The 22,553-nt window shown below is 69.4% G+C and carries 20 protein-coding genes; 5 read left to right on the plus strand and 15 right to left on the minus strand.

The annotated features are described in order from the left end of the window. Positions 1 to 101: 101 nt before the first annotated feature. Positions 102 to 2,558 (plus strand): NPCBM/NEW2 domain-containing protein, encoded by a 2,457-nt coding sequence (locus tag ACH4TG_RS08420; RefSeq protein ID WP_398241393.1) that lies wholly within the window; start codon positions 102 to 104, stop codon positions 2,556 to 2,558. A gap of 147 nt (positions 2,559 to 2,705) precedes the next feature. On the opposite strand, the gene ACH4TG_RS08425 is transcribed toward ACH4TG_RS08420, so the two are convergent. Together ACH4TG_RS08425 and ACH4TG_RS08430 are read right to left on the minus strand one after the other, a co-directional pair. Beyond that, positions 2,706 to 5,537 carry a PQQ-binding-like beta-propeller repeat protein gene (locus tag ACH4TG_RS08425; protein WP_398241394.1) on the minus strand — a complete coding sequence of 944 codons (2,832 nt, stop codon included), beginning with the start codon at positions 5,535 to 5,537 and terminating at the stop codon, positions 2,706 to 2,708. A 235-nt stretch (positions 5,538 to 5,772) separates the two neighbouring features. Next, on the minus strand, positions 5,773 to 6,423 hold the full coding sequence (locus ACH4TG_RS08430) for a hypothetical protein (protein ID WP_398241395.1): 651 nt from the start codon (positions 6,421 to 6,423) through the stop codon (positions 5,773 to 5,775). A gap of 808 nt (positions 6,424 to 7,231) precedes the next feature. On the opposite strand from ACH4TG_RS08430, the gene ACH4TG_RS08435 reads away from it, so the two are divergent. Then, a complete protein-coding gene (locus ACH4TG_RS08435) occupies positions 7,232 to 8,971 on the plus strand; it encodes an RICIN domain-containing protein (protein WP_398241396.1) in 1,740 nt (579 codons plus the stop codon). Between the two features lie 338 nt (positions 8,972 to 9,309). Here the strand turns inward: ACH4TG_RS08435 and ACH4TG_RS08440 are convergent, their stop codons facing one another. Further along, positions 9,310 to 9,891, minus strand: a complete 582-nt coding sequence (locus tag ACH4TG_RS08440; protein ID WP_398241397.1) for a TetR family transcriptional regulator — start codon at positions 9,889 to 9,891, stop codon at positions 9,310 to 9,312. A 129-nt stretch (positions 9,892 to 10,020) separates the two neighbouring features. Between ACH4TG_RS08440 and ACH4TG_RS08445 the strand changes: the two genes are divergently transcribed. Beyond that, complete coding sequence (locus ACH4TG_RS08445) at positions 10,021 to 10,371, plus strand: antibiotic biosynthesis monooxygenase family protein (protein ID WP_398241398.1); 351 nt, start codon at positions 10,021 to 10,023, stop codon at positions 10,369 to 10,371. 378 nt (positions 10,372 to 10,749) lie between these two features. On the opposite strand, the gene ACH4TG_RS08450 is transcribed toward ACH4TG_RS08445, so the two are convergent. The 10 genes from ACH4TG_RS08450 to ACH4TG_RS08495 form a co-directional block, all read right to left on the minus strand. Further along, the gene (locus tag ACH4TG_RS08450; protein ID WP_398241399.1) at positions 10,750 to 11,199 is read right to left on the minus strand and encodes an ester cyclase; all 450 of its coding nucleotides are present in this window, start codon (positions 11,197 to 11,199) and stop codon (positions 10,750 to 10,752) included. Positions 11,200 to 11,500: 301 nt separating this feature from the next. Further along, positions 11,501 to 11,974 carry a hypothetical protein gene (locus ACH4TG_RS08455; protein ID WP_398241400.1) on the minus strand — a complete coding sequence of 158 codons (474 nt, stop codon included), beginning with the start codon at positions 11,972 to 11,974 and terminating at the stop codon, positions 11,501 to 11,503. Positions 11,975 to 12,125: 151 nt separating this feature from the next. Then, a complete protein-coding gene (locus tag ACH4TG_RS08460; RefSeq protein WP_398241401.1) occupies positions 12,126 to 12,749 on the minus strand; it encodes a DNA-3-methyladenine glycosylase I in 624 nt (207 codons plus the stop codon). A 4-nt stretch (positions 12,750 to 12,753) separates the two neighbouring features. After that, on the minus strand, positions 12,754 to 13,425 hold the full coding sequence (locus ACH4TG_RS08465; RefSeq protein ID WP_398241402.1) for an alpha-ketoglutarate-dependent dioxygenase AlkB family protein: 672 nt from the start codon (positions 13,423 to 13,425) through the stop codon (positions 12,754 to 12,756). Continuing rightward, positions 13,422 to 13,952: a hypothetical protein gene (locus ACH4TG_RS08470; protein WP_398241403.1), complete on the minus strand. Its 531-nt coding sequence runs from the start codon at positions 13,950 to 13,952 to the stop codon at positions 13,422 to 13,424. The genes ACH4TG_RS08465 and ACH4TG_RS08470 overlap by 4 nt, the downstream gene beginning before the upstream one ends. Next, the gene (locus ACH4TG_RS08475; RefSeq protein ID WP_398241404.1) at positions 13,940 to 14,230 is read right to left on the minus strand and encodes an Ada metal-binding domain-containing protein; all 291 of its coding nucleotides are present in this window, start codon (positions 14,228 to 14,230) and stop codon (positions 13,940 to 13,942) included. The genes ACH4TG_RS08470 and ACH4TG_RS08475 overlap by 13 nt, the downstream gene beginning before the upstream one ends. Continuing rightward, entirely contained in the window at positions 14,227 to 14,967 is a 741-nt protein-coding gene (locus ACH4TG_RS08480) for a 2OG-Fe(II) oxygenase (RefSeq protein WP_398241405.1), read from the minus strand. The genes ACH4TG_RS08475 and ACH4TG_RS08480 overlap by 4 nt, the downstream gene beginning before the upstream one ends. Beyond that, complete coding sequence (locus ACH4TG_RS08485) at positions 14,964 to 15,572, minus strand: methylated-DNA--[protein]-cysteine S-methyltransferase (protein WP_398241682.1); 609 nt, start codon at positions 15,570 to 15,572, stop codon at positions 14,964 to 14,966. The genes ACH4TG_RS08480 and ACH4TG_RS08485 overlap by 4 nt, the downstream gene beginning before the upstream one ends. A 5-nt stretch (positions 15,573 to 15,577) precedes the next feature. Further along, positions 15,578 to 16,069, minus strand: coding sequence for an RNA polymerase sigma factor (locus ACH4TG_RS08490; RefSeq protein WP_398241406.1), 492 nt, complete (start codon positions 16,067 to 16,069; stop codon positions 15,578 to 15,580). 49 nt (positions 16,070 to 16,118) lie between these two features. Further along, positions 16,119 to 16,631: a methylated-DNA--[protein]-cysteine S-methyltransferase gene (locus ACH4TG_RS08495; RefSeq protein ID WP_398241407.1), complete on the minus strand. Its 513-nt coding sequence runs from the start codon at positions 16,629 to 16,631 to the stop codon at positions 16,119 to 16,121. 280 nt (positions 16,632 to 16,911) lie between these two features. Here ACH4TG_RS08495 and ACH4TG_RS08500 point away from each other — a divergent pair, with 280 nt between their 5' ends. After that, positions 16,912 to 18,438: a hypothetical protein gene (locus ACH4TG_RS08500; RefSeq protein WP_398241408.1), complete on the plus strand. Its 1,527-nt coding sequence runs from the start codon at positions 16,912 to 16,914 to the stop codon at positions 18,436 to 18,438. Between the two features lie 140 nt (positions 18,439 to 18,578). After that, positions 18,579 to 19,811 carry a M20 family metallopeptidase gene (locus ACH4TG_RS08505; RefSeq protein ID WP_398241409.1) on the plus strand — a complete coding sequence of 411 codons (1,233 nt, stop codon included), beginning with the start codon at positions 18,579 to 18,581 and terminating at the stop codon, positions 19,809 to 19,811. A 49-nt stretch (positions 19,812 to 19,860) separates the two neighbouring features. Here ACH4TG_RS08505 and ACH4TG_RS08510 read toward each other — a convergent pair whose 3' ends face one another. Together ACH4TG_RS08510 and ACH4TG_RS08515 are read right to left on the minus strand one after the other, a co-directional pair. Beyond that, positions 19,861 to 20,019 carry a hypothetical protein gene (locus tag ACH4TG_RS08510; protein WP_398241410.1) on the minus strand — a complete coding sequence of 53 codons (159 nt, stop codon included), beginning with the start codon at positions 20,017 to 20,019 and terminating at the stop codon, positions 19,861 to 19,863. A 58-nt stretch (positions 20,020 to 20,077) separates the two neighbouring features. Continuing rightward, positions 20,078 to 22,468: a DNAJC11 domain-containing protein gene (locus ACH4TG_RS08515; protein ID WP_398241411.1), complete on the minus strand. Its 2,391-nt coding sequence runs from the start codon at positions 22,466 to 22,468 to the stop codon at positions 20,078 to 20,080. Positions 22,469 to 22,553: the final 85 nt, after the last annotated feature.

The raw sequence follows: 22,553 nt of genomic DNA on the forward strand, positions 1-22,553 counted from the left end.
TCGCTACCGCGCAGGCGGCGTCACCGACGGTCGTACGCGTGACCGACTTCGGCGCGGACCCCACCGGGCGATCGGACAGTGCGGGCGCTGTGGCCGCTGCCATGAGGCACGCCAAGTCGATCCACGGCCCGGTCCACGTGCTCTTCCCCCACGGCACCTACCAGCTCTACCCTGAGCGGGCCGAATCGCGCGAGCTCTACATCTCCAACACCACCGGCGCCAACCTGGCCTACAGCACCAAGCGGATCGGCATCCTCGTCGAGGACATGAAGAACGTCGTGATCGACGGGGACGGATCGCACCTGCAGTTCCACGGCCTGATGAGCGCATTCGCCGTCATCCGGTCGCAGCACGTCACCGCGATGGACTTCAGCTTCGACTACACGACCCCCAAGACCATCGACACCACGGTGGCCGATACGGGCACCGCCGACGGCAGGGCCTACCGGATCCTCAGTGTCCCGCCGGGGACGCTGTACCGCGTCGCGGACAACCACGTGACCTGGCTCGGTGAGACGAGCCCGACGACCGGCCAGCCCTACTGGAGCGGCGTCGACGGGATGCAGTACACCCAGATCCACGACCCCGTGGCACAGCGCACCTGGCGCGGCGGAAACCCGCTCTTCGGGAACGTGGCGGCGATCACCGACCTCGGCGGCGACCGCATCCGCATCGACTACACCTCGTCCACCGCACCGTCCGACCGGGGGCTGGTCTACACGATGCGGGAGACGGATCGGGACACCGCGGCCGGGCTCATCTGGGAGTCCGGCAACGTCACCCTCCGCGGGATCGCGGCCCGATATCTGCACGGCTTCGGCATCGTCGGGCAGTTGAGCGAGAACATCACCATCGACCACGACCAGTTCCGCACCGACCCCGCCACCGGGCGCACGACCGCGGCCTTCGCCGACATGATCCAGATGTCCGGGGTCAAGGGTGCCGTGACCATCACGAACAACATCTTCGACGGTCCGCAGGACGACCCCATCAACATCCACGGTACGTACCTCCAGGTGACCCAGCGCCTCGCGCCGGACACGCTGGTGCTGTCCTACATGCACAACGAGACCGCGGGCTTCCCCCAGTACCATCCAGGCGACCAGGTCGAGATCGTCGACAAGCGCACCATGGTGGCCGTACCCGGCGCCACCGCCACGGTCCGCAGCGTCGACGGACCTTCGGGTCAGGACCACAGCAAATCCCTGACGGACATGACCGTGACGTTCGACCGGGCGATCCCCGACATCGTCACCCCGGGCGGTTTCGTCGCAGAGAACACGACCTACACGCCCTCGGCCCGGATCGCCGGCAACACCTTCCGGAACGTGCCGACCCGGGGCATCCTCGTCACGACGCGCCGCCCCGTCGTCATCGAGAACAACGTCTTCGACAGCATGTCCATGGCAAGTGTGTACATCTCCTCCGATGCCTACCAGTGGTACGAGTCGGGGCCGGTGCGCAACGTGCTCATCCGGCACAACACCTTCCTCCGACCCGCCAGCCCGGTGATCTTCGTTGATCCGACGAACCAGGTGCTCGACCCCGCGAACCCGGTGCACCAGGGGATCCACGTCGAGGACAACCAGTTCAGTGTCGGCAACGTCCAACTGGTGAACGCCAGAAGCGTCCGCGACCTCACGTTCACCGGCAACGTCGTCAAACGGTTGGACCGCGACCAGCTCATCGCCGTGCATGCCGCGAACCCGTGTCCCGCTGTGGGCACCACGACGCCGGTCAGCGCCTTCACGATCAAGGGACCTGACACCTCGTCCCTGTTCAGCTTCCACGGCGCGACTGACGTCACCATCGCGGACAACAAGTACGACAACGGGCTGAACCTGCGGGCCGACCTCGACGCCACGCAAGCCGACCAGATCACGGTCGTCGGGGACGACATCCGGTTCGGACAGGACAACGTCCTTCCGATCGTTCCGGACCCGACGTTCCGGTCGAGCAAGCCTCAGGTGCTGAGGGTCGGACCGGACGGAACGGCGAGGGCGATCGCCGCGGGCAGCGCGGAGGTGACAGCGACTGTCAAGACGGAGACCGGCAAGCTCGTCTCCCGCGCCGTGACGATGACCGTCGGCGGCGATCCGGCTTCACCCCAATGCGACAAGACCGCCTTTGTCAGCGACCTGCCTTTCGCGGCGGAGTCCAACGGCTGGGGCCCCGTGGAGCGTGACCTCTCCAACGGCGAAGCCGGCAGCGGAGACGGCAGCGCCCTCCAGATCGACGGCACCCGATTCGACAAGGGCCTCGGAGTGCACGCCTTCAGCTCGGTCTCCGTCCGACTCGGCGGCCAGTACAAGCGCTTCACCACCCAGGTGGGCGTGGACGACGAGGTGGGCGGCAACGGCTCGGTCACCTTCGAGGTGGTCGCCGACGGCAAAGTGATCGCGAGCACCCCGGTCGTGCATGGGAACGACCCGGCGCGCACCATCGACGTCGATGTCACCTCGGTGCAGGAGCTGACCCTTCGGGTCACCGACGGCGGCAACGGAAACTCCTCCGACCACGCCGACTGGGCCGACGCGCGCCTGGTGCCGACTGACTGACACCCGGCATCAACAGACACGCTGCCCCGGCCGATCCCCGGCCGGGGCAGCACCGTCCCGCCAGCCAGTTGCCACGCCGGACAGCCGACAGCGTCCCAGGCCCGGCTACGCGTCAACCGTCGGTTCGGGTCGGGTGCGGTGGGAGCGTCAGTCCCGGGCGGTGAAGGAGTAGAGGTTGCCGTCCCAGGCGCCGATCAGCAGCGTGTTGCCGGTGATCGTCGGGGTGGAGAGGAGGGGAGCGCCGAGGTCCAGGTCCTGGATCTTGGCGCCGGTGGTCTTGTCCAGGCCGTACAGGTGGCCGTCGGTGCCGCCGATCCACACGGTGCCACCGCTGATGGTCGGCGAGCCGACGAAGGCCCGGCCGCTCTGGAAGTCCCACAGCTTGGTGCCGGTCGCGGCGTCGAAGGCGCTGACGCGGCCGTTGGTGAAGCCGGCGTAGACGGTGCTGCCGTCGACGGCGGCGGACCCTCCGGGCTGGGCCGCGTCGTCCTTGGAGACCCCGGTGCTCTCGTAGCGCCACAGCTCCTTGCCGGTGGTCGCGTCCCGGGCCAGCAGGACGTTGCTCATGTCGGTGGTGAACACCCGCCCGGCGGCCACCACGGGAGTGGAGTGGTGGACGCCACCGACGCCGCCGGCGGAGACGAGCTGCCTGCCGGTGGCGGCGTCGTAGATGCGCAGACCGCCGCGGCTGTCGTGGACGTAGACCTTGCCGTCGGCCACGGTGGGCGTACTGCTGTCCCACCATCCGCTGTCCACCGGGGAGTTCCACAGTTCCTTGCCGGTGGCGGTGTCCACGGCGACGAGGTGGCTGCCCGTGGTGGTGTAGCCGAAGTAGTAGACGGCGGAGCCGGAGACGGTCGCGCCGCCGTAGGCGTAGCCGCTGTACGGGCCGGTCTGCGTGGAGCCGGGGAGGGTGTGGGTCCACTTCTTCGCGCCGGTCGCCGCGTCCAGTGCGCTGAGGGTGCCGCGCATCTCGGTGACGTAGACGGTCCCGTCGTGCACCACGGGCGTGGACTGGACGAGGCTGTCGGTGGCGAAGTGCCACGTGGTCCGGCCGGTGGCGACGTCGACGGCGTCCACGCCGTTGCCCTTGGCCCCGTCGGTGTCCCAGGTGCCGATGTAGGCGGTTCCGTTCGCGACCACCGGGGAGGACATGCCGATGGTGGCGCCGCTGCGGTGGGTCCAGGCGCTGGTCAGGCTGCCGGTGCCGAGGCTGCCCGGCTGCACTCCTGTGTGCAGGGCGTCGCCGTGGAACTCGGGCACGTCCGCGCCCGGACGCACCTGGTCGGCCTTGGGTGCGACGGTGAACCGGCTCGTCGTGGACCAGCTGTTGCCCGCGTCGTCGAACGCCGTGACCTTGGCGGTGTGGTCGCCGAGCTTCAGGTCGCGGGCGTTCCACGGGGCGGACCAGGAGAACTTGCCGGTGCGGCGCAGCTCTTGCTTCGCGCGGCCGTCGACGCGGACCTCGACCCGCACCACGTGGCTGGAGGTGTTGTAGGCGTCCACCTGGAACTCGGTGCGGTCCTGGCCGATCTGGGAGCCGGGCGCGGGCGAGGTGACCGCGACGGTGTGCTCCTGGTTGAACATCCGGAACTCGGCCTTCAGCTTGCCGTCGTGCAGGGTGACCTCGCGGAAGCCGATGGGCGAGTGGTCGTCGTTGTAGGTCGCCGAGGCCGTGTTGTACTCCACCGCGCCGTCCATCAGATGCGGGTCGGTGAAGTTGGTGTGCATGTGGCCGTTGAAGAAGGCCTTGACGTCATAGCCCTTGAGCAGTCCGAGCAGGGAGTCGATCTGCCCGCCGGAGCCACCGGGGTCGGGCGTGTCCAGCGGCTCGTGCATGCTGACCACGATCTGCTTGCTGCGGCCGTCGGCGTCCCTGCCGTTCAGTTGCAGGTCCTGCTTCAGCCAGGCGAGCTGCACCGGATCGCCGAGGCCGCCGTTGTCCTCGAGCTGGACGAAGTGGGTGTCGCCGTAGTCGAAGGAGTACCAGGAAGGCCCGAGCAGCGACCGGTAGGTGCCGACGCCGTCGGTGTCCCCGCCGCCGTGGTCGTGGTTGCCCGTCACCGGCCAGATCGGGAGCTTGGAGTTCGCGGTGCCCTTGAGCCATGCCTGCCAGTGGGAGGGCTGACCGTCGCCGCTGAGGTCTCCGGTGGCCAGGACGAAGGCCGGCCGGGTGGGCAGTGCGGCCATGTCGTCCAGCTGCTTGGCGAGCTTGCCCGGGGTGACGCCGTCACCGTCGGCGGGCGCCTCCGGACCGTCGGGGCTGGTGACGTGGGTGTCGGTGATCTGGGTGAAGGTGAAGTCGGGCCGCTCGCTGCCCTGGTCGCGCCGCAGGTCGAAGTTCTCGGTGAGGGTGCTGCCGGCCTCGGGCGAGCCGAGGTCGCGGTAGAAGCGCGGCACGCGGTTGCTGCCGAGGGGGGCCGAGTAGCCGCGCGGCATGGTGATGTCGACGATGGTGCGGTTCCACTGGTTGAGGTCCGCGGAGAGCGTGTAGTGGCCGGTCCGGTCGGTACGGGAAATGGTCGCGCCGTCCGAGACGGACACACCGGCGAGCCCCCGCTCACCCTTGTCCTGGACGCCGTTGCCGTTCCTGTCCTCGAACACCGTGCCCTGGACGGTGGCATGGCGCGGCGGACGGGGCGCGAGGTCGAAGTTCACCGGCGCGGCGAGTGCCTGGTATCCGTCATTGGCCAGCAGCCACGCGGAGTACGAGCCGGCGCCCAGGCCGGAGGTGTCCAGGGTCACCGTGCCTCCGGCGTTGGGGACGTAGACCCAGGTGAGCGAGGCCCCGTCGCCGGGCTGACGGCCGGCCGGGTAGATGCCGATCCAGTTCGTGGCACTGGGAGCGTTCGTGGTGTAGCTGAAACTGAGTTTCTGGCCGACCTCGGGCTGCTGGCTGACCAGGGTGAGCGTGGACGCGCTCACGGCCGCCTGGGGGCTGCCGGCCGGCGCGGCGGACGAGACCGGTGTGCCCACCACGGCGAGAACGACGGCACAGGATCCAGCCACTACTGCGGCACGGACGCGGGAGGATGGCACGAGCTGCACTCCTAGCGATCAGGGAAGTTGGCTATACAACTTTGCTGATCACAGGACACCCGTGCCAGGTGTCCAGCAGGTGTAGCGACGGAATACCGGGCACGATCATCAGGTGTCGCGGCGGCCTCAGTGTGCTGATCCGTACGGAAGGGCCCCGCGGCGTCGCCGGGCCAGATCATCCCGCTTGGGTCGTCGTCAGACCAAGCGCTGCGCGCACGGCTCGCTCCTGGGCCGTAGTGGTCTGTGTCCGGGCGCTTCGTACCGCACCCTCGATGGCTGTCAGGAAGGGGGTTTGGGAGACCTTCCGCCAGACGGGGATGAGGGCCTCGACCCGCTGCAGGAGCGCGTTCACGGGACCTTGGGCGGCGACCGGCCAGTGATGGTTCTTCAGCAGCTGCACTTCGGTGGTGTAGGAGTCGGCGACTCCCCCTGCCCAGTTCTGGTAGTCGCTCAGGTTGGAGTCCGTCTGCTGTGGCGGTTCCGCGAGAGGCGACTCGGGCCGCTGCGCGGCGTCCAGGTAGGCGTACTGGTCGGCGGTCAGGGTGGTGGAATCGCGGCGAAGACGGTCGGTGGCCGGACCGGAGACCGGCACCCAGTAGCAGACACCATCGTGGTCGCCGGCCGTCCACTGTGCCCGGGGCGGCAGGAAATAGCGGACGCGGGCGACCGAGGGACCGAGGGTCCAGCTGTCCATGTCGTACCGGGGGACGAGATTGGCGCAGTAGAAGTCCGCCGAGGAGTTCCAGTCGTCCTTCGTCAGATAGTCGGGGCCGGGAACGGTGAACCGGCCGAACACCTCGGCGTCGTGCGGCCCGGTGCACGCCACGACCCGTACGATCGGGCGGTCTTGGATCCCCCCGCGCAGGGTGCCGCGGTCCGCAGTGAAGCACTCCCCCAACACCAGATGCCGGCCATTCGGATCGGCAGGCGGCACACGAGCCGGGCGGCTTGCGACCACGCTTCTACCGCCGGATGGCGCAGTGCCATCCGGACCGCTTGGACTGCCGGAACAGGCAGCCAGGCTGGCAAGTACCAATATTTGTACCGATATTGACGTTGCGAAAGCCCGCCGACGACCAAGCCCCATGCCCATCCCCCTACGCCTCGGCCCGCACGAACGAGCTTCGCCTCTGGTGTGAACCAGCCGCCCCCAGCCTCCCACCCGAACCGGAAGACACGCACGACGGAGAGGGTGAGCCGCTCCCCGGCGGAGATCGGCCCATTTGGCGCAGGTGACTACATGTCACTCATGGATCGCCCTCAATTCACCAGAACCGCACATGGCCACTGCTCGAAGTGTTGACAGCACCCACAGAAGCGCGCACTATCTGTCCAATGTAGTGAGCCAACGTGCGCAATAGAGGCAGGTTTCGCGCAGTTTCGTGCACCACGAGTCCGTGTGTGCAGGAAGGTCCGGGCACGGCGATGCACACCACACGCATCCCCCGTCATCTCCTGCACCGACTGAGACGACCGTCCCGACCAGCTCCGCCAGCTCGAGGCAGCACAGGCATGCAGCAAGCCGTGACACCCACCCCCATACGTAAGGCGGACATATCTTGCCAACCTCCCGAAACAGAAGCCTTGGTGTCGTCGTCGGTGCGCTCGCTGTCGTCGCCGGCGCTCTGACGGCCATGCCACCCGCTTCGGCGGCGGACTCCGGCTCCTACACCGTCACCGTCGGCGCGAAGGGCGCCTGGACCCAGCCGGACGACACGCCCGCCGCCCCTTACACCGACAAGGACGGCACCTTCTACTTCCAGGAGTCGGACTCCCTCTACGGCGCGAACGACCCCCGCACCTGGACCTTCTTCTCAGGCAGCAACTTCGACACCGCAACCCGCTCCCGCATCAGCGATGCGAGGAACCCGGCCCATCACGAGGACCGGAACAACGACACCACCTGGCGGTGCAACAACAGCCCCACGGGCGTCGGAGCCAGCTACGCGCCCGCCGGCTCCGGCTACTCCCAGCGCAACTTCTGCGACCTGTCAGGGGTATGGGTCGATCCGGACACCGGTGACTGGTACGGCCTGGTGCACAACGAGTTCACCCCGCAGCCCTTCGGCGACGGCCTGCACTACGACGCGATCGACTACGCGGTCTCCACCGACCAGGGCCGTACCTGGACCATCAAGGACCACGCGATCACCTCCCCGTACAGCACCAAGCGCGGGGACAACGCTGCGTTCCCGAGCCAGACGTACTACTACGGTGACGGCGACCAGCGGCTGTACGTGGACACCGCTTCGGGTTACTTCTACGTCTTCTACGGTTCCCGGCTGGTGGACAAGAACGGCGGCTGGAAGGCGTTCTACGAGCATGTGGCCCGCGCCCCGATCTCCGGGAAGATGGCGGCCGGCTCCTGGCAGAAGTGGTACGACGGCGCCTGGGCGCAGCCCGGAGTGGGGGGCAAGGAGAGCAACATGGTGCCGGTGACGTCGCCGGGCGACACCGGGTACACACCGCCGTCCAAGGAGTACAGCCCGGCCAGCACCGGCACCGTGGACCAGCAGGTCGCGGCGGGCAAGACGCCGCCGACCTCGCCCCTGTTCGTCATGGACATCACGTACAACGCCTACCTGGGCCTGTACATCGGCGAACCGCAGGCCGTCGACCAGTCCGGCAACGCGCCGCAGCAACTCTACGCCACCGACAACCTGGCCACCCAGAAGTGGACGCTGCTCGGCGACACGGGCAGCTACCACACCGCGTCCTGGTACCGCTGGTTCCTCGACAGCGCCAACAAGACCAGCTCCACCGTCGTCGGCAAGGACTTCCGCTCCTACTGCTCCTATGGCTGCTCGGACGGCTCCGACTCCGAATACGTCAACGTCACGATCGGTTCCTCGACGCCGGCGGCAGCGCCGTTCGCCCCGGGCAGGTCGTATCGGATCGGCAGCGGGGACGGCCGGGTGCTCGCCCAGGTCCGCGGAGGCTCCGCCACCACATCGGTGGCCGCGCCCACCGGATCGGGGCTGGACGCGTGGACCTTCACCGCCAACGGTGACGGCTCGTACCGCATCGCCAACGCCGCCACGGGACGGCTCCTCGGTGTCGGCACCCGCTCCACCTCCACCCGGGCCTGGGGAACGGCTCCTACCGTCACCACACCCGGATCAGGCGGCCCCACCGTCGGACAGCAGTGGTTCGTCATCCCCGGAACATCGGCCGAAGGCACCCCGAACGGCACGTACCGCCTGGTCAACCGCTACAGCGGCCTGGTGATCGCCATGTCGTCCCATGCCGGCCGGCTCGCCGAGACCACCGCCAGCCGCTACTGGACCAACACCACCGGTGACCCGGTCGGCGGATCACGCACCGCGCGAGACCAGACCCTGACCATCACCGCGGTCGGCAGCGACAACGGATAAGGGGCCAGAACCGGCGGTCCGCCGGGGAGCCCGAAAGCACCTGGCACCTTCGCCGGTCCCCAACGAGTCGGCGGTGACGGGCCTCGCCGCCCGCCACCGCCACCGCGGTGGCAGCCACTTCGACCGCCATCAACGCCGGCGGCCACGACTCCGGGCTGGACTTCGACGGGGTCGGCGCTATCAGCGACGGCGGCGGCTACTCCCGGCCGCGTGCCCGCCGGCTTCGTGATGCTCGGCGACAAGTCCCGCAAGCCGCAGCAGGAGGGCTGATCTTTCAGCTCTCCCTTTGAGGGCATCCGCCGTGACCGAGGGAGCGGTGGGTGCCCTCTACGGGTTCATCAGGGCGTGGGTGCGGTGAGATATCGCTGGATCGTGGGTCCGAGCCAGTCCACGATCTCGTCCCGGTCGAGGGCCACGCTTGCCGGGAACCGCAGCACGTAGCGCGTCAGCGCGAGCCCCAGCACGGTCGAGGCGCACAGCGCCGCCCGCGTCGACGCCTGCTCCGGATCGGGGCCCACCTGGCGGGCCAGCGGGATCAACTGCTCGCGCAGCACACTCTGCATGCGATCGGCGGCGGCCGCATCAGTGGCTCCGACCCGCATCAGTGCCGTGAGCTCACCGTTCTCCTCCCACAGGGTGAGGAAATGGCTCACCAGCGTACGGCCGATCGCCTCGCGCGGTTCGACGGGCAGGTCGGGCAGTCCGGGGTCGATCGCGACGGCAGCTGCGAACAGACCCGCCTTGCTGTCGTAGTAGCGCATCACCATCGACGGGTCGATCTTCGCGTCGCCCGCGATGGCCCGGATGGTCGCCTTCTCGTAGCCGTCCTCCGCGAACCGCTGGCGGGCCGCGGTAAGGATCGCGGCGCGGGTGGCATCGGAACGCCGTACGGCCTGCTGGTTCTCCGTGGTGCCGGTCATGCCTACGAATGTAGGTCAACGGCTGTTGACAGTCCAGGGCCGCACCTCTACGTTTACCAACACGCGTTGCCAACGCGTGTTGCCAACACGCGTTGGACGGATAGCCGCTCACGAGGGGACGTACCGAAGATGGCCAAGCTCCAGAGTCTCGACCCGCGCACGCCGATGTTCGCCCAGTTTCAGGAGAAGACCGGGCCCATCGTCCTCGCCAACACCTTCGTCGTACCGAAGGAGACGTACGCGTCGTTCCTGCCTCTCTTCCGGCGGCAGGCCGAGTTCATGAAGGCTCAGCCGGGATTCGTCTCCCTGCAGATGCACAAGGGGACGGCGGACAGCCAACTCCTGATGAACGTCGCGGTCTGGGAGTCGACCGAGGCGCTCGCCACAGCGTTCGGCAGCCCGGAGTTCCAGCGCATGGCGGCAGAGTTCCCCGACGACATCGTGTCGTACCCGCACATCTTCGAGCAGATCGACGTATGACGCGGCAGCTGTGGCCAGGGGAGGCGGCAGGAGAAGCCGCGCCCTCCCTCCCCTGAGCACCTACGCACCATCCCGGCGCTGCTGACGGCGCGTTCGGTGCAGGTCGTCGTCCCCGAGCTGCGCAAGGCCAAGGCGACCCATCTGGTGAGGCAATCGGGCTCACAGTGGCGGAGGTTCGGCGGCTCCTGGCAGCTTGTCGGCCCCGGCCCCCGCACCCTTGGTGGGCGCCGGGGCCGACCCACGCACTGAGCCCCAGGTGATCATCGAGGGCGTGCCGCATCACGTTCTTCACGTGCGCGGCTGGCATCTTGAGATTGCGGGAGGGACCCGCATGCAGGTAGGCCCCTCCGGCGCGCTGCTGGATGCCGGCGCTCTGGCTCAGGCGGTCGGGATGATGCCGAGCTGCTGGAGGACCTTCACGCCGTCGTCGAGCCCGAGCTCCTCGACGATGAGGCCGTCCTGGACCTTGAGCACCGTCTTGCCCGTGAAACGGAGTGTCTTGCCGGACGCCGCGGGCACGGCACCGATGGGAAGGTCGTCGAAGACGATCGGCCCGGTGTGCGTGCCGCCGCCCTCCCACTGCCCGACGACGTAGTCACCCTCGGCGATGAGGTCCGAGGTACCCCAGAAGTTGAGGTCCGGGAACGCGGTACGGAAGTTGGTCGCGAACGCGCGCACCTCGTCCCGGCCGCGCATGGGCTTGTGCAGCGAGTACTCGAACCGGATTTCTGGGGCGGCGAGTTCGTCGATGATGTCGGGGTTGAACGGGTTGCCCCAGAACTCGGTGAACCACCGGCCGACGATGGCCTTGTTCTCTTCGAGCGACATGGCTTTGTCCTTTCTGTTGTTGTCACCGGTTCGCCGTCGGCGTGGTGACATTCCGAAGACGTTCACCGGGTCCGATACGTGAGATCGGAGGTCGAGATTGAGGGGATCGAAACGGAGGGACCAGCGATTTGGGTGTGCGAATTTTCTTCCCGGGAGAATCCGAGGTACTGCTGCGGGTCGTGCCGGGATGGGTCTTCGTGGCGGTCGCCGCAGGGCCGGCGAGTTGGCCGGTGGTACGGCGGGGGCGAAGGCCGCCGGTGGTGCGACGCGAAGGCTGCGCTGCGGGGGCATGGTGCCCCGGTCAGAGGGCTGCTCCGATGGGGCGCAGGCCGAGGGCCTCGTAGATGGACTGTGCCGTCGTGCCGCTTTGGACGATCACATGGTCGATGCCCGCCGCGCGGGCGTTGCGCAGGAGTTCGATCTTGAGCGCGTGCGCCACCCACGTCTCCTGGGTGGGTTCCAACCACGTCACGACATCGCGGGCGAGGTCGCCGGTCGGGTCGATGACCGTGATCCCGACCGTGTCGTAGGCCCGGCACGCCACGACGACGAGGCTGTCGTCGCGGATGGTGAAGGGCATCGTGTCGATTCCACCGAAGTACATGGCGGACTGGAGCAGATCTCCGACCGTCTCGCCGAGTCGGTCCGGCCGGGCGCTTTTCTGCGCGAGGTTCGGGAAGGAGTATGTGGCGGCAATCGCGCGCTGCGTCTCCCTCCAATAGTTGTCGGCATCGAAGTCGGTCAGGTCGTACTTCTTGCTCGATCGATCGGCCATGTGTTTCCTCCTGCACGCCTCGTGTAACAGCGGTGCCCGTGGCCGTCGGGCGCGTGACGGCCACGGGCACGCTGAGCTGACCGAGGTCAGCGGCGCCGGGCGATTGCCTCCCGGCACAGTGAAGACGCTGGCTCGCACGGAAGCGTGAGATTCACGATGTCCAGATTCCGGAGCTGCCGCGCCGGTGCGAGCCCAGCAGGTGGGTGTCGACGATGCCGATCGCCTCCATAAGCGCGTACATGGTGGTCGGGCCGACGAAGGCGAAGCCGCGCCGTCGCAGGTCCTTCGACAGCGCGATGGACTCGGCGGACTTCGTGGGGATCTCCGCGAAGGTCCGGGGGCGGGGGGTGGTCTCGGGCTGGAAGGACCACACCAGGCGGGCCAGGCCCATGTCCTGGCGCGGTCTGATGGTGGCATGGGCGTTGGTGACGGCCGCTTGGATCTTCTGCCGGTTGCGCACGATGCCGGCGTCGGTCATCAGCCGTTCGATGTCGGTCTCGGTGTACGCGGCGATCACGTCCGGGTCGAAGTCGTGGAACGCCTCGCGGAACGCGGGTCGTTTGCGCAGGATCGTCGCCCAGGACAGACCCGCCTGGAAGCCCTCGAGACTGACGCGCTCGTAGACGCCGCGCTCGTCGGTGACCGGCATGCCCCATTCGCCGTCGTAGTAGTCGCGCAGCAGGGGGTCGGCGGCCGCCCATGCGGGCCGGGCGAGTCCGTCCTCTCCGACGACGACGCCCGGGTCGGCGATGGTGCTGCTTGCTTCGTGTGTCATGCGATCACCCGTCGAGACCTGTCATGCGCATCGTGATGTTGATCCGGCCGCTGCTGATGCCGCACCCCTCGGGCGCTGTGTCCTGGTGCACCTTGGTGACACCGTGGTAGGCGAGGCGGGCGGGTCCGCCGAAGACGAAGAGGTCACCGGAGGCCAGCAGCAGGTCCGTAGAGGGTTTTCCGCGGCTTTCGGCGGTGCCGAAACGGAACGTGCAGGTGTCGCCGATGGACAGCGACACGACCGGGGCGCGGGAATCCTCGTCCTTGTCCTGGTGCATTCCCAGACGGGCGTTCGTGTCGTAGTAGTTCACCAGCGCGGTGTCGGGCGTGTACGAGCCGATCGTGGCCGTGTCGTGCCCGGTGGCCTGAAGGGCCCGGCGTCCCAGCCGGACCACCCAGTCGGGGAACGGAAGGACACGGGCGCCGTTCACGTCCGTGGCTGCTCTCGTGTACCGGTACGGCTGCCAATGCCAGCCCAGGCACACGGTGCGCACGGACATCCGGTGTCCGCGGACCGTTGCGGCCCGGAGGGGAACGGGGCCTCGCGCCCACTCGTGGAACCGGTGTGCGATCCACTCCTGCTGTTCCAGGGGCAGCCAGTCCGGGACGTGGGTGGCGCCCGGGGTGATCTCTCCCGCGTCGCGCTCGGGGGGTTGTGGAGTGAACAGCGCTGTCATGGCTGGTCCTGTGTGCGGGTGGGGTACTGGAGGGAGTCGTCCGCGACGAGCCAGGTGGCGCCGTGGGCGGTTGCGCCGGCCAGGCCGTTCAGATTGATCAGGCCGGCGAGCGCGAGCGTGCGTGGATCACCGATCGCGGCGGTGGCCAGGGTGCGTTCGGGGCGCCACGGGGTCGACCACAGCAGCCGCCGGGTCATCTGCGCCCAGCCGGTCGCCGGGCCGGCCATCACCCACAGATCGGGGTTGGCGTCGGCGAACCGTGACGCGTGGCGCAGCCAGGAGGCCCCGGTCTCGGGCCAGGTGATCGTGGCGAGGGTTGTGCCTCCCGCGCGGCCCCACGCCGATTCGATCAGGCGTGAGGTCTCGACAGCGTGCGGTGTGCGGCCGGAGCCGATCACGATGGTGTGGGCGCGGCGGTCTTGAGCGAGTTGGACGATGGCCGCGACCTCGGCGTCTGTAGCCGTCAGGTCTGCGTCGTGGCTTTGGCTTGCCGGCCTCTTCAGCAGGGGGCTGGTCAGGGGGTCCATGGTCGGCCGTTCTCTTCGGCGGTCTTCCATCGCTGATAGCGGTCGTTGCAGCAGGCGCCGCAGGGGCGGAACCCGGCGGCGACCGCCGTGGCCTCGTCGGCGAAGAAGACCCGGTGTCTCACATAGCCGCCGCGGGCGATGGCGCACAGCGCGGTGGGGCAGTCGAGTCGTCCGTAGATCTTCGAGCCGAGGTGGCCGCCCCACTCTCCCTTGACCGGCGACCGGTAGGGACGGCCGTCTGCCCCGAGAAGGGTGTAGGTGTTCGTCGCGTTGTTCATGCGGCGTCGTGGAAGACGAGGGCAAGGGTGTGGCGTGCGCCGGATCGGATGGCGGACACGCCGTGGCGAACCGGCGCGGCGGACCATCCGCGGGCGGACCTGACGGGCCGGTCGCGTGTGGTGAAGAGGTATCCGTGTCCGTGCGGGAGCAGCGTGGATGTGCCCCGGGACTGGGCGCGCGGGCGCTGTTCCAGGAGCAGGAACTCGCCGCCCGTGTGATCCACGCCGGGCTCGTTGAGGTTGATCACGACCTGCAGCGGGAACACGAGGTCGCCGTACAGGTCGCGGTGCAGGGCGTTCCAGTCCTTCTCCCGGTAGCGGAGCAGGATCGCCGTGGACTTCGTCTGGCCGGCGTCGTGGCACATCTGCAGCCATTCGTCGAACGAGTCCGGCCACGGCGCGGGCCTGCCCAGCCTGGTCCACCAGTCGCGGGCGATGGGCAGCAGCCGCGGGTACAGCGCCTGCTTGAGCCGTTCGACCGGTTCCGGGTAGGGCGTGTCGAAGTACCGGTACTGGCCCTCGCCGAAGCGGTGGCGGCCCATGTCGACGGTGCTGCGGAACAGGCCGTCCTGCTCGTAGAGTTCCCTGATCTGCGCGGTCTCCTCGGAGGTCAGCAGCTGCGGCAGCAGCGCGCCGCCGTACTCGTCGACCTCCGCGGTGATCGCCTTCCAGTCGCCGGACTCGACACGCCGGTGCCACCGGTCCCTCTCCTGCTCGGTCACTTTCGTGGTGCTCATGCCGCGGCCTCCAGGTGCAGCAGCGCGGTCTTGGCCTCGAGACCGCCGATGTAGCCGCCGAGGGTGCCGTCGGTGCGCAGCACGCGGTGGCACGGGACGACGATCGGCAGCGGGTTGGTCGCGCAGGCGGTGCCCACGGCCCGGACGGCTTTGGGGTTGCCGACGAGCTCGGCCATGTCGCGGTAGCTGCGGGTCTGTCCGTACTCGATCTCGGGCAGACGGGCCTGCACCAGGCGTCGGAATCCGTGCGACAGGGACAGGTCCAGCGTCACGTCGAAGACCCGGCGGCGCCTGGCGAAGTACTCGTCGATCTCGCGGGCGGCCTCCTCCAGCCGCTTCGGGGCGCGCAGGATCCGCGGGCTGAGACGGTGGCCGAGGGCTTCCAGTACCCGGTCGTGGTCCTCGCCGGGGTACGCAACTCGGACCAGTCCCTTGGGGGTGGCGGCGAGCAGCAGCTTGCCGACGGGCGAGTCGATGGTCGTGTAGGCGACATCGATCAGGTCGGCTTGCTCCGCGGCCTGCTCCAGACGGCGGTGGAGGCGACCGAGAGTTTCGGTGTCCACAGGCGTCGCCAGCAGGACGGCCATGTCGTCATCGTTGTGCATCTCGCTCACGGCGATGCTCCTTTCGTGATCGCGCCCGGATAGTGCTTCCTGAGATTCTTGAGTCCGTCCGCGGTGGCTCTTCGGGCCGCCTCGACGGTGCCGCCGACGATCTCCGCGATCTCGGCGTACGTCAGCCCCGCCACATACCGGTAGGCGACGGCCTGGCGCTGCTTGCTGGGGAGTTCCTTCACTGTGGCCCACAGGCCGGCGGCGTCGGCGTCCGGGACGCCCTGCCCTGCCGGGGTTTCCGGTACCTCGTCGACCGGCAGGGGATTTCTCTTCGCGGCACGCAGCACGTCGATCGCCTTGCGGTGCGCGATCGTCACCAGCCACGCTTCCACGTTCGCCGTCTCCGGCAGATCGGGATAGGCGCGCATGGCGGCCAGGAACGTCTCCGACCATGCGTCGTCGGCATCGTGCGGGCCGAGAACGACCCGGCAGACGCGCAGCACCGTCGGTCCGTGCTGCGCGACCACGCTCTCGAACGGTTGTTTCATGTCCATCCCATGGAAGACGTACGTGCGGTGGCAAACGTGAGATTCCCGGTCAGCACAACCACCCGGCTTCGCCCGCGGACGGCTCCTCGAGCTCCAGCAGCGCCTGCTTGCGCTTCCGCCCGCCGGCGTACCCGGTCAAGGCGCCAGTGGAGCCGACAACACGGTGGCAGGGGACGAAGATGCACAGCGGGTTCGCGCCCACGGCCTGCCCGACCTTCTGTGCGAGATCGCGGCCGCCGACCTGTTCGGCGACCTGGCCGTAGGTGGTCGTGTCCCCGCACTGGATGCCCTTCACGATGTCCCAGACGGTGCGCTGGAACGCGTCACCCTCGGCTTCGAGCGGAAGATCGAACCGCCTGCGCCGCCCCGCCAGGTAGTCGCACAGCTGGCGGACCGCTTCGTTCAGCAGCGAGTCCGTCGAGTCGCTGATCTCGGGTCCGAACGTCTCCTGCGAGGGCCGGCGGACCTGGTGCCTGAAGTACAGGCCGGTGATCGTCTCGTCCTTGGCAACGATCGTGATCGGCCCAAGGTACGTCTCGATCACGACGTGTCGGATGCTCATCTGCGCCTCCCCTCTCCTACCCGGTAGACGGTCGCCGCCCGCGGAACGTGAGATCTGGATGTGGGCCGCCGCCAGAGGCCCGTCTGGACGCGTTCCGGATGGCCGACCCGGGCAACCCGGCGGCACCTGGCGGGGCTATCCCGTCGGCGTCTGGATGCCCCGGCCGCACCGGGGGATGAGGGACTCGGCGGCTCGCGCCCCGGCGGATGCCGCTGCGGGTCCGAGGGCTGTCGCAGAGGCCGCACGTCCGTTGTCTGTGGACGGTGTTACGTTCCGTGGCATGACCGATCACGCGCTGCGGTTGCTGCGGCAGGACCGCCATCTGGCCGAACTGGCGGCCTTCCCCTTCGACTTCGACCTCGGCCGCGCCGTCCACGGCCATGTCGAGGAGGTCCGCCTCGCCTCGGGCGGGCCGTTGGACACGGTGGCCGGGGACGACGCCGGGGGTACGTACTTCGTCTGCGCGGACGGCTCGGTGCTCTACGCCGACTCGGAGGGCGCCGCGGGGATCATCGGCTCCAGCGTCGACGAGGCCCTGGAGCTCGTGATCGGCCTGCCCGGCTGGCGCGACTACACGCGTCTGTCGCCGGACGACGGCGAGCAGAAGATCCTGGCGTGCGTCGCGGAGACCGAGGACGAGATCCGTGAGTACTACGGAATCGACGAGGAGCGGGCCGAGCTCCGTGCCGCGCTGGGCTTCCGCAATCGCTCCCCGGTCGAGCTGGTGGGCCGGCTGCGTGCCGCGCTGCTGCGCACCGAGCCGGACTTCGTCCTGCTCAACGCGGACGAGGGGTGCGCGTACGACCGGATAGGCCCGGCCGGTCCCCCGCTGTGGGAGTCGGTGCTCGCGGCGGGCCGCGCCGATCTCGCCCGGTTGAGGGAGGGCGACCGCACCGCATGGTGCGAGGTCGCCGAGGACCCGGTGCGGCGCCGGCTCACCCTGCGGGCCGCGCAGTTCGACCGCGCCGAGGGCGACCTGGAACTGCTGCGGCATCTGCTGCGACACGAGACACGGTCCTCGATGACGGACGAACTGCGGCTCGCGGCCGTGCTGGTGGGGCTGTACGGGGACACCGGGGATCTGCCCCTGCTGCGTGAGGTCCGGGACACGGACTTCGACACGGCGTGCGGCCTGGGCGGCATCCCGGAACCGGGCGCAAGCGCCGGCGAGTTGCAGCACTGGGCGCGGACCCTCGACGAGTCGATGTTCGGAACGGACCCCTCGGACGAGCCGGTCTCCACGTGGACCGACCTGGCGCGAGACCTGGGGATGACGAACCTTGCGCGGGTGACGCTGATCCGCGAACTCGACAGCATCGTCATGGACCAGAGCAGGCTCCGCCGCCCCGAGGCGCCCCGCACCCTGGCCACGGCTCCGCTGAGCGGGCTCGCCCGGGACTTCGAGGAACTCGGCGACCTTCCCCAGGCGCTGCGTGCCCAGCGCCTGTACACCGCCCTCCAGGAGACGGCATGGGACCGTGCCTCGGCCCGGCACACCCTGGCCCGCCTGGAGCGGGAGGCGGGGCAGCTGCCGCAGGCGGCGGACACCCTGGCCGCCGTGCGGGACCTCCTGGCCACCCCGGGCGACGACTCGCTGCGCCACTGGCAGCAGGTGAACCTCGGCCGCTTCATCGCCGAGGAGCACTACCGGCTCACCCTCGCCCTGGCCGACGCGGGCCGCACCGAGGAGACCCGTGCTCTCCTCGCGGCCGCCGATGCCGTGCTCGGCGAACTCGCGGAGAACGCCGCGAACTTCGTCCGCGAACTCGCCGAACGGACCGCCGCGCGGGTACGAGAGGTCAACTGAGCTCCGTCGGCCGCTGACGGCGAAGGCGCGTGGTCGATGCTGCGGGCCGCGCACCCCCGCGGCGGGGACGCGGTGTGCGCCGGGACCGCGGGCTGTTCTTGGGGGTGCGCGGAGCCGAAGTCTGTGCGCACGATGGACCGGTGACGCTTCTTGACGAGGAAATGATCGAGCTGCGCCGGGAGATCCACCGCCACCCCGAACTCGCCGGCGAGGAACGGGAGACGGCCGGGCTGGTCGCGGAGCAACTGCGCGCGGCCGGGCTCGAGGTGACGACCGGTGTCGGCGGGCACGGGGTCCTCGCGGTGCTCGACGGCTCCGCGGAGGGCCCGACGGTGGCGTACCGGGCTGACATGGATGCCGTGGACGCGCAGACGAACGTGCTGCCTTTCCCGCGGTCGGACAGGGTTTTCGACGAGGGCTTCGCCTCGCGCGTCGCCGGCGCCGCGCATCTGTGCGGGCACGACCTGCACACCGCGATCGGCGTCGGCGTCGCCAGGGCGCTGGCCCAGGGTTCCGAACCGGTGCGCGGACGGCTGCTGTTCGTCTTCCAGCCGGCCGAGGAGAACCTGCAAGGCGCGCGGGCGATGCTGGATACCGGTCTGGTGCAACGGCTCGCGCCGCGCGAGTTCTACGCGCTGCACTGCGGCCCGTTCCCCTCCGGCACTATCGGGGTGTCTCCGGGGTACGGCCTGCCCGGGCTCGACCACTTCCGGATCGTGCTGCCCGGCGGCGACGACGCGGCCGCCGCCGCCCTGGCCGTCGAGGTGGCGAAGCTCGGCACCGTCGACTTCCCGCGGAGCATCGCCGAGTACCGCGCGGGCTTCCATGCGGCGCTGGACCCCGAAACCGCCGCGCCGTACCGGGAGTTCGTGTGCGTCGCCCAGTGGACCGAGCAGACACCCGACGCGCGGCCCGTGCCCAACGGGCTGCTGCGGGTGTGGCCGCAGCAGCGGCACGCTGAACTGCGCGCGCAGGTGGAGCAGTTGGCGGCGGCTGCGGGCGGGCACGTCGAGTTCCCCGGCGATCCGTTCCCGGCCATGGTGAACTCGGCGGAGCTCAGCACGGCGGCCGGGCGGTACCTGAGCGCGGCGCTGGGCCCGCAGTCCGTCGTATGGGCCCAGGGCTCCTGGCCCTTCAACTGCGAGGATTTCGCGCTGTTCCTCGGCCAGGCGCCGGGCGCGCAGTTCTACCTCGGCGTCGCGGACGCCGAGGCGGGGATGAACGGCGCGCCGCACACCCCCGACTTCGCCGCCGACGAGCGGGCGATCGGCCACGGCATAAGCGCCATGGCCGGCCTGTTGACCGAGCGGCTGGCAGCCCGACCGGCCGCGATCGACGACATCCACTCCCCGGCCTGGGGTGCCCCGCGTTGACGGCGTTGCCGCGATCGCAGGCCCGGACCGGGCGCCGCTCCGGCGCACTTCACGCGGCTGCCTCGTCCCCGCTGACGGTGGGCGGAAGGGTGACGTAGGCGAGGGTCCTGCCCGCGGCCAGTGGCACCTGCGTCGCGTAGACGCTGACCGCGATGCCGGCCGGATAGCCGCTGCCTGCCGGCCGGTTCCAGGTGGGCGCGGTCGTCACCGGGTCGTTGCCCGGCAGCGGGGTGCTCGGGGTCCAGTTGGTGAGCGCGAGGGCGAACTCACAGGGCCGGCTCCAGCCCTTCGAAGCGTACCGTCCAGCGCTGGCCCGCTGGGAAGCCCGGCGCGTGCCGGCCGGGTGCGCCGTCCCAGCCGGCGGCCATGAACGCGATGGCGTACAGCAGCGCGGCGTTGCTCGGGAAGTACGGGAACGGTCCGCCGGTTGCCAGGCCCGCATCGTCGAACTGGAAGCCGGCGGCCGGGTGAAGCAGGAAATCCACGGCGTCGTCGGGACGTCCGAGCCGTGCGGCGCACATGGCGAGCATGGGGAAGTCCCATCCCCAGGTCTGGTCGAACTGCCAGCCGGTGAAGACCTTCTCGGCGGTGCGGGCCATCGTGGGGACGTCAACGCCGTCGCCCGGCAGCCAGCCGTAGGGGCCGATCAGGGCCGGGTGCTCGTAGTTCCACTGCGTCCACATGTTCTGGACGCCCTCGTGCAGGACGTAGGTGCCGTCCTGCACCGGCAGCGCCGCGAGCCCGTCGTGGACGCGCTGCCACCCGGGGTCGGGGTGCAGGCCGAGGCGTTCGCGCCACTGCTGCGCGACGCGCAACCCGAAGCGCCAGTAGGCGAGTTCGAACGTCGGGTTCTGGGTGGTCCTCGGGTCGGTGTTCTCCGAGACGATGTACATGGGCGGGCCGAGGATGTAGCGGCTCGTGCCTTCGTCCCAGAAGGCCCAGGAGGAGAGGAAGTCGGCGGTGTCGAAGACGATGTCGCGCCACTTCTGCAAGGTGCTGTCGTCGGGATGCGCCCGGTAGTCCATCTCGGCGAGGAAGATCGGGTGCGGCTGCTGCCACACCAGCAGGGCGTGGATGGCGTGCGGCGACTCGCGCCCGTCTGCCGTCGTGCACTTCGGCCACCGCGCTCCCCGGAAGCCCTGGAACTCCGCGCGTTCGCGGGCCGACCGGTGGAAGCTCTCGTAGACGTCCAGGCTGCGGTCGAGCATCGGCCAGCGGTTCCACAGCGCCCAGTGCGCGCTGTGCCACCAGTACATCTCCATGTGGAACTTGCCGTTCCAGCCGTTGTTGACGAGCCCGGACTCCTGCGGCGGCAGCGAGCCCGCCTCGTTGGCGCGCATCAGGTACTGAGAGAGCACGACGCGGCGCTCCAGTTCCTCCCAGCGCGGGTCGGTGCTCGCGGACAGGTCGATCGCTCCGCCGGAGAGCCAGTACTGCCGCCAGGCCCGGGCGCTCGCCGCCAGGGTCGCGCTCGACGTCGGCGCCGAACCTGCGGGCGTGGGCGCGAACGCGCAGGTGAACCGCAGTTGATTGGTGTGGCCGCCGGCAGCGAGGCGGTAGCGGTGCCGGTTGGCCACCGCTCCGATCGACAGGGTCTGGTTGTCGGGGACCACTATGTCGTGCTCCTGGCCGGCGTACGTGTAGCCGAGCACCAGACGCTTGGACATGCCGGGCGCCGGGTCGCCGAGGTGCAGGTAATCGACGGGGAGGACGAGCGAGTTGTCCGCGACCAGATGGGCGAGCATGCCGGTGACGTCGGCCCAGTGGCCGTCGGTTCCGTACTGCGCGGTGCGGATCACGAGTTCTCCCGTCGCGGAGGCCAGGCCGGTGAACACACCGTGGCCTTCCCAGGCGAGCGCGACGTGGTACTCAGTGGAGTCCAGGCGGTGCGTGATGTCGACGCGGCTGCTGCCCCGCGTCGTCGCCGTCGTCTCGTGGGCGTCCGGGGCACCGTAGTTCCCGACATATGCGGCGAACTCCTGCCCGTCGGCGTAGGGGAAGTCGAGAAATACCGTCAACCGCTCGGCGGCGACGAGCGGCGAGTCGATCTGGACGGCGACCGCGTCGTGATCGGGGTGACAGCAGGTGCGGACATGCACGGGTTCACCGGCGATCTCGAACCGGCTGTCGATGACACCGGTCCACAGGTCGAGTTCCTGGCGGATTCCCTTGATGTCGCCGGCGACGGCGGCACGACCGTCGGGCATGGCCAATTCCAGACCGATACGTCCGAGGTTGATGCGAGCCGGGTTGGCGTAGAGCCACGACGACAACTCGGGCTGGTCCGGATTCGGGATGGGGTAGTCGACGGGGCGGCCGTGCGTGTCCCAGACCTGGCCGCGGAAGTCCGACGGCTGCTGGCCAGGCGGCAGCGGGAAGTTGTGCCATCCCCAGTCGGACATGGTGTTGAAGGGCACGAACGTCTGTAGCCCGGTGACGTCGACACCGAATGCGAACCCGCCGTTGCCCACCTGTAGCGGGCTCTGCGTATCGAGTTTCCCTCGCACCACGCGGTGGCGGGCCACGAGGGCCTGACGGTCGATCGGACGCACCGACGCGGCTTCGGCCGGCGTCCGGGCCTCGGCCGCGGGCGCCGCGGCGACGCCGACCACCGCCGCGGCCGCCGAACCGGACAGGAACGTTCTACGAGTGACCACCCTGTGCCTCCTGATTGAGAAATGGAATGGCCGCCCGGTCTCGGCACTGTGAGCGACGTGCCGGCGGTTTCCCCACCCGTGACGG

The sequence above is a fragment of the Streptomyces sp. NPDC020917 genome (assembly GCF_044333795.1).
GTDB lineage: Bacteria > Actinomycetota > Actinomycetes > Streptomycetales > Streptomycetaceae > Actinacidiphila.

What these genes read in the sequence shown, in the direction of transcription:
- ACH4TG_RS08420 (WP_398241393.1), top strand. Translation starts at nt 102, where the DNA reads ATGAGGCACGCCAAGTCGATCCACGGCCCGGTCCACGTGCTCTTCCCC.
- ACH4TG_RS08435 (WP_398241396.1), top strand. Translation starts at nt 7,232, where the DNA reads ATGCCACCCGCTTCGGCGGCGGACTCCGGCTCCTACACCGTCACCGTC.
- ACH4TG_RS08440 (WP_398241397.1), bottom strand. Translation starts at nt 9,891, where the DNA reads ATGACCGGCACCACGGAGAACCAGCAGGCCGTACGGCGTTCCGATGCC.
- ACH4TG_RS08445 (WP_398241398.1), top strand. Translation starts at nt 10,021, where the DNA reads ATGGCCAAGCTCCAGAGTCTCGACCCGCGCACGCCGATGTTCGCCCAG.
- ACH4TG_RS08450 (WP_398241399.1), bottom strand. Translation starts at nt 11,199, where the DNA reads ATGTCGCTCGAAGAGAACAAGGCCATCGTCGGCCGGTGGTTCACCGAG.
- ACH4TG_RS08455 (WP_398241400.1), bottom strand. Translation starts at nt 11,974, where the DNA reads ATGGCCGATCGATCGAGCAAGAAGTACGACCTGACCGACTTCGATGCC.
- ACH4TG_RS08460 (WP_398241401.1), bottom strand. Translation starts at nt 12,749, where the DNA reads ATGACACACGAAGCAAGCAGCACCATCGCCGACCCGGGCGTCGTCGTC.
- ACH4TG_RS08465 (WP_398241402.1), bottom strand. Translation starts at nt 13,425, where the DNA reads ATGACAGCGCTGTTCACTCCACAACCCCCCGAGCGCGACGCGGGAGAG.
- ACH4TG_RS08470 (WP_398241403.1), bottom strand. Translation starts at nt 13,952, where the DNA reads ATGGACCCCCTGACCAGCCCCCTGCTGAAGAGGCCGGCAAGCCAAAGC.
- ACH4TG_RS08475 (WP_398241404.1), bottom strand. Translation starts at nt 14,230, where the DNA reads ATGAACAACGCGACGAACACCTACACCCTTCTCGGGGCAGACGGCCGT.
- ACH4TG_RS08480 (WP_398241405.1), bottom strand. Translation starts at nt 14,967, where the DNA reads ATGAGCACCACGAAAGTGACCGAGCAGGAGAGGGACCGGTGGCACCGG.
- ACH4TG_RS08485 (WP_398241682.1), bottom strand. Translation starts at nt 15,572, where the DNA reads ATGCACAACGATGACGACATGGCCGTCCTGCTGGCGACGCCTGTGGAC.
- ACH4TG_RS08490 (WP_398241406.1), bottom strand. Translation starts at nt 16,069, where the DNA reads ATGAAACAACCGTTCGAGAGCGTGGTCGCGCAGCACGGACCGACGGTG.
- ACH4TG_RS08495 (WP_398241407.1), bottom strand. Translation starts at nt 16,631, where the DNA reads ATGAGCATCCGACACGTCGTGATCGAGACGTACCTTGGGCCGATCACG.
- ACH4TG_RS08500 (WP_398241408.1), top strand. Translation starts at nt 16,912, where the DNA reads ATGACCGATCACGCGCTGCGGTTGCTGCGGCAGGACCGCCATCTGGCC.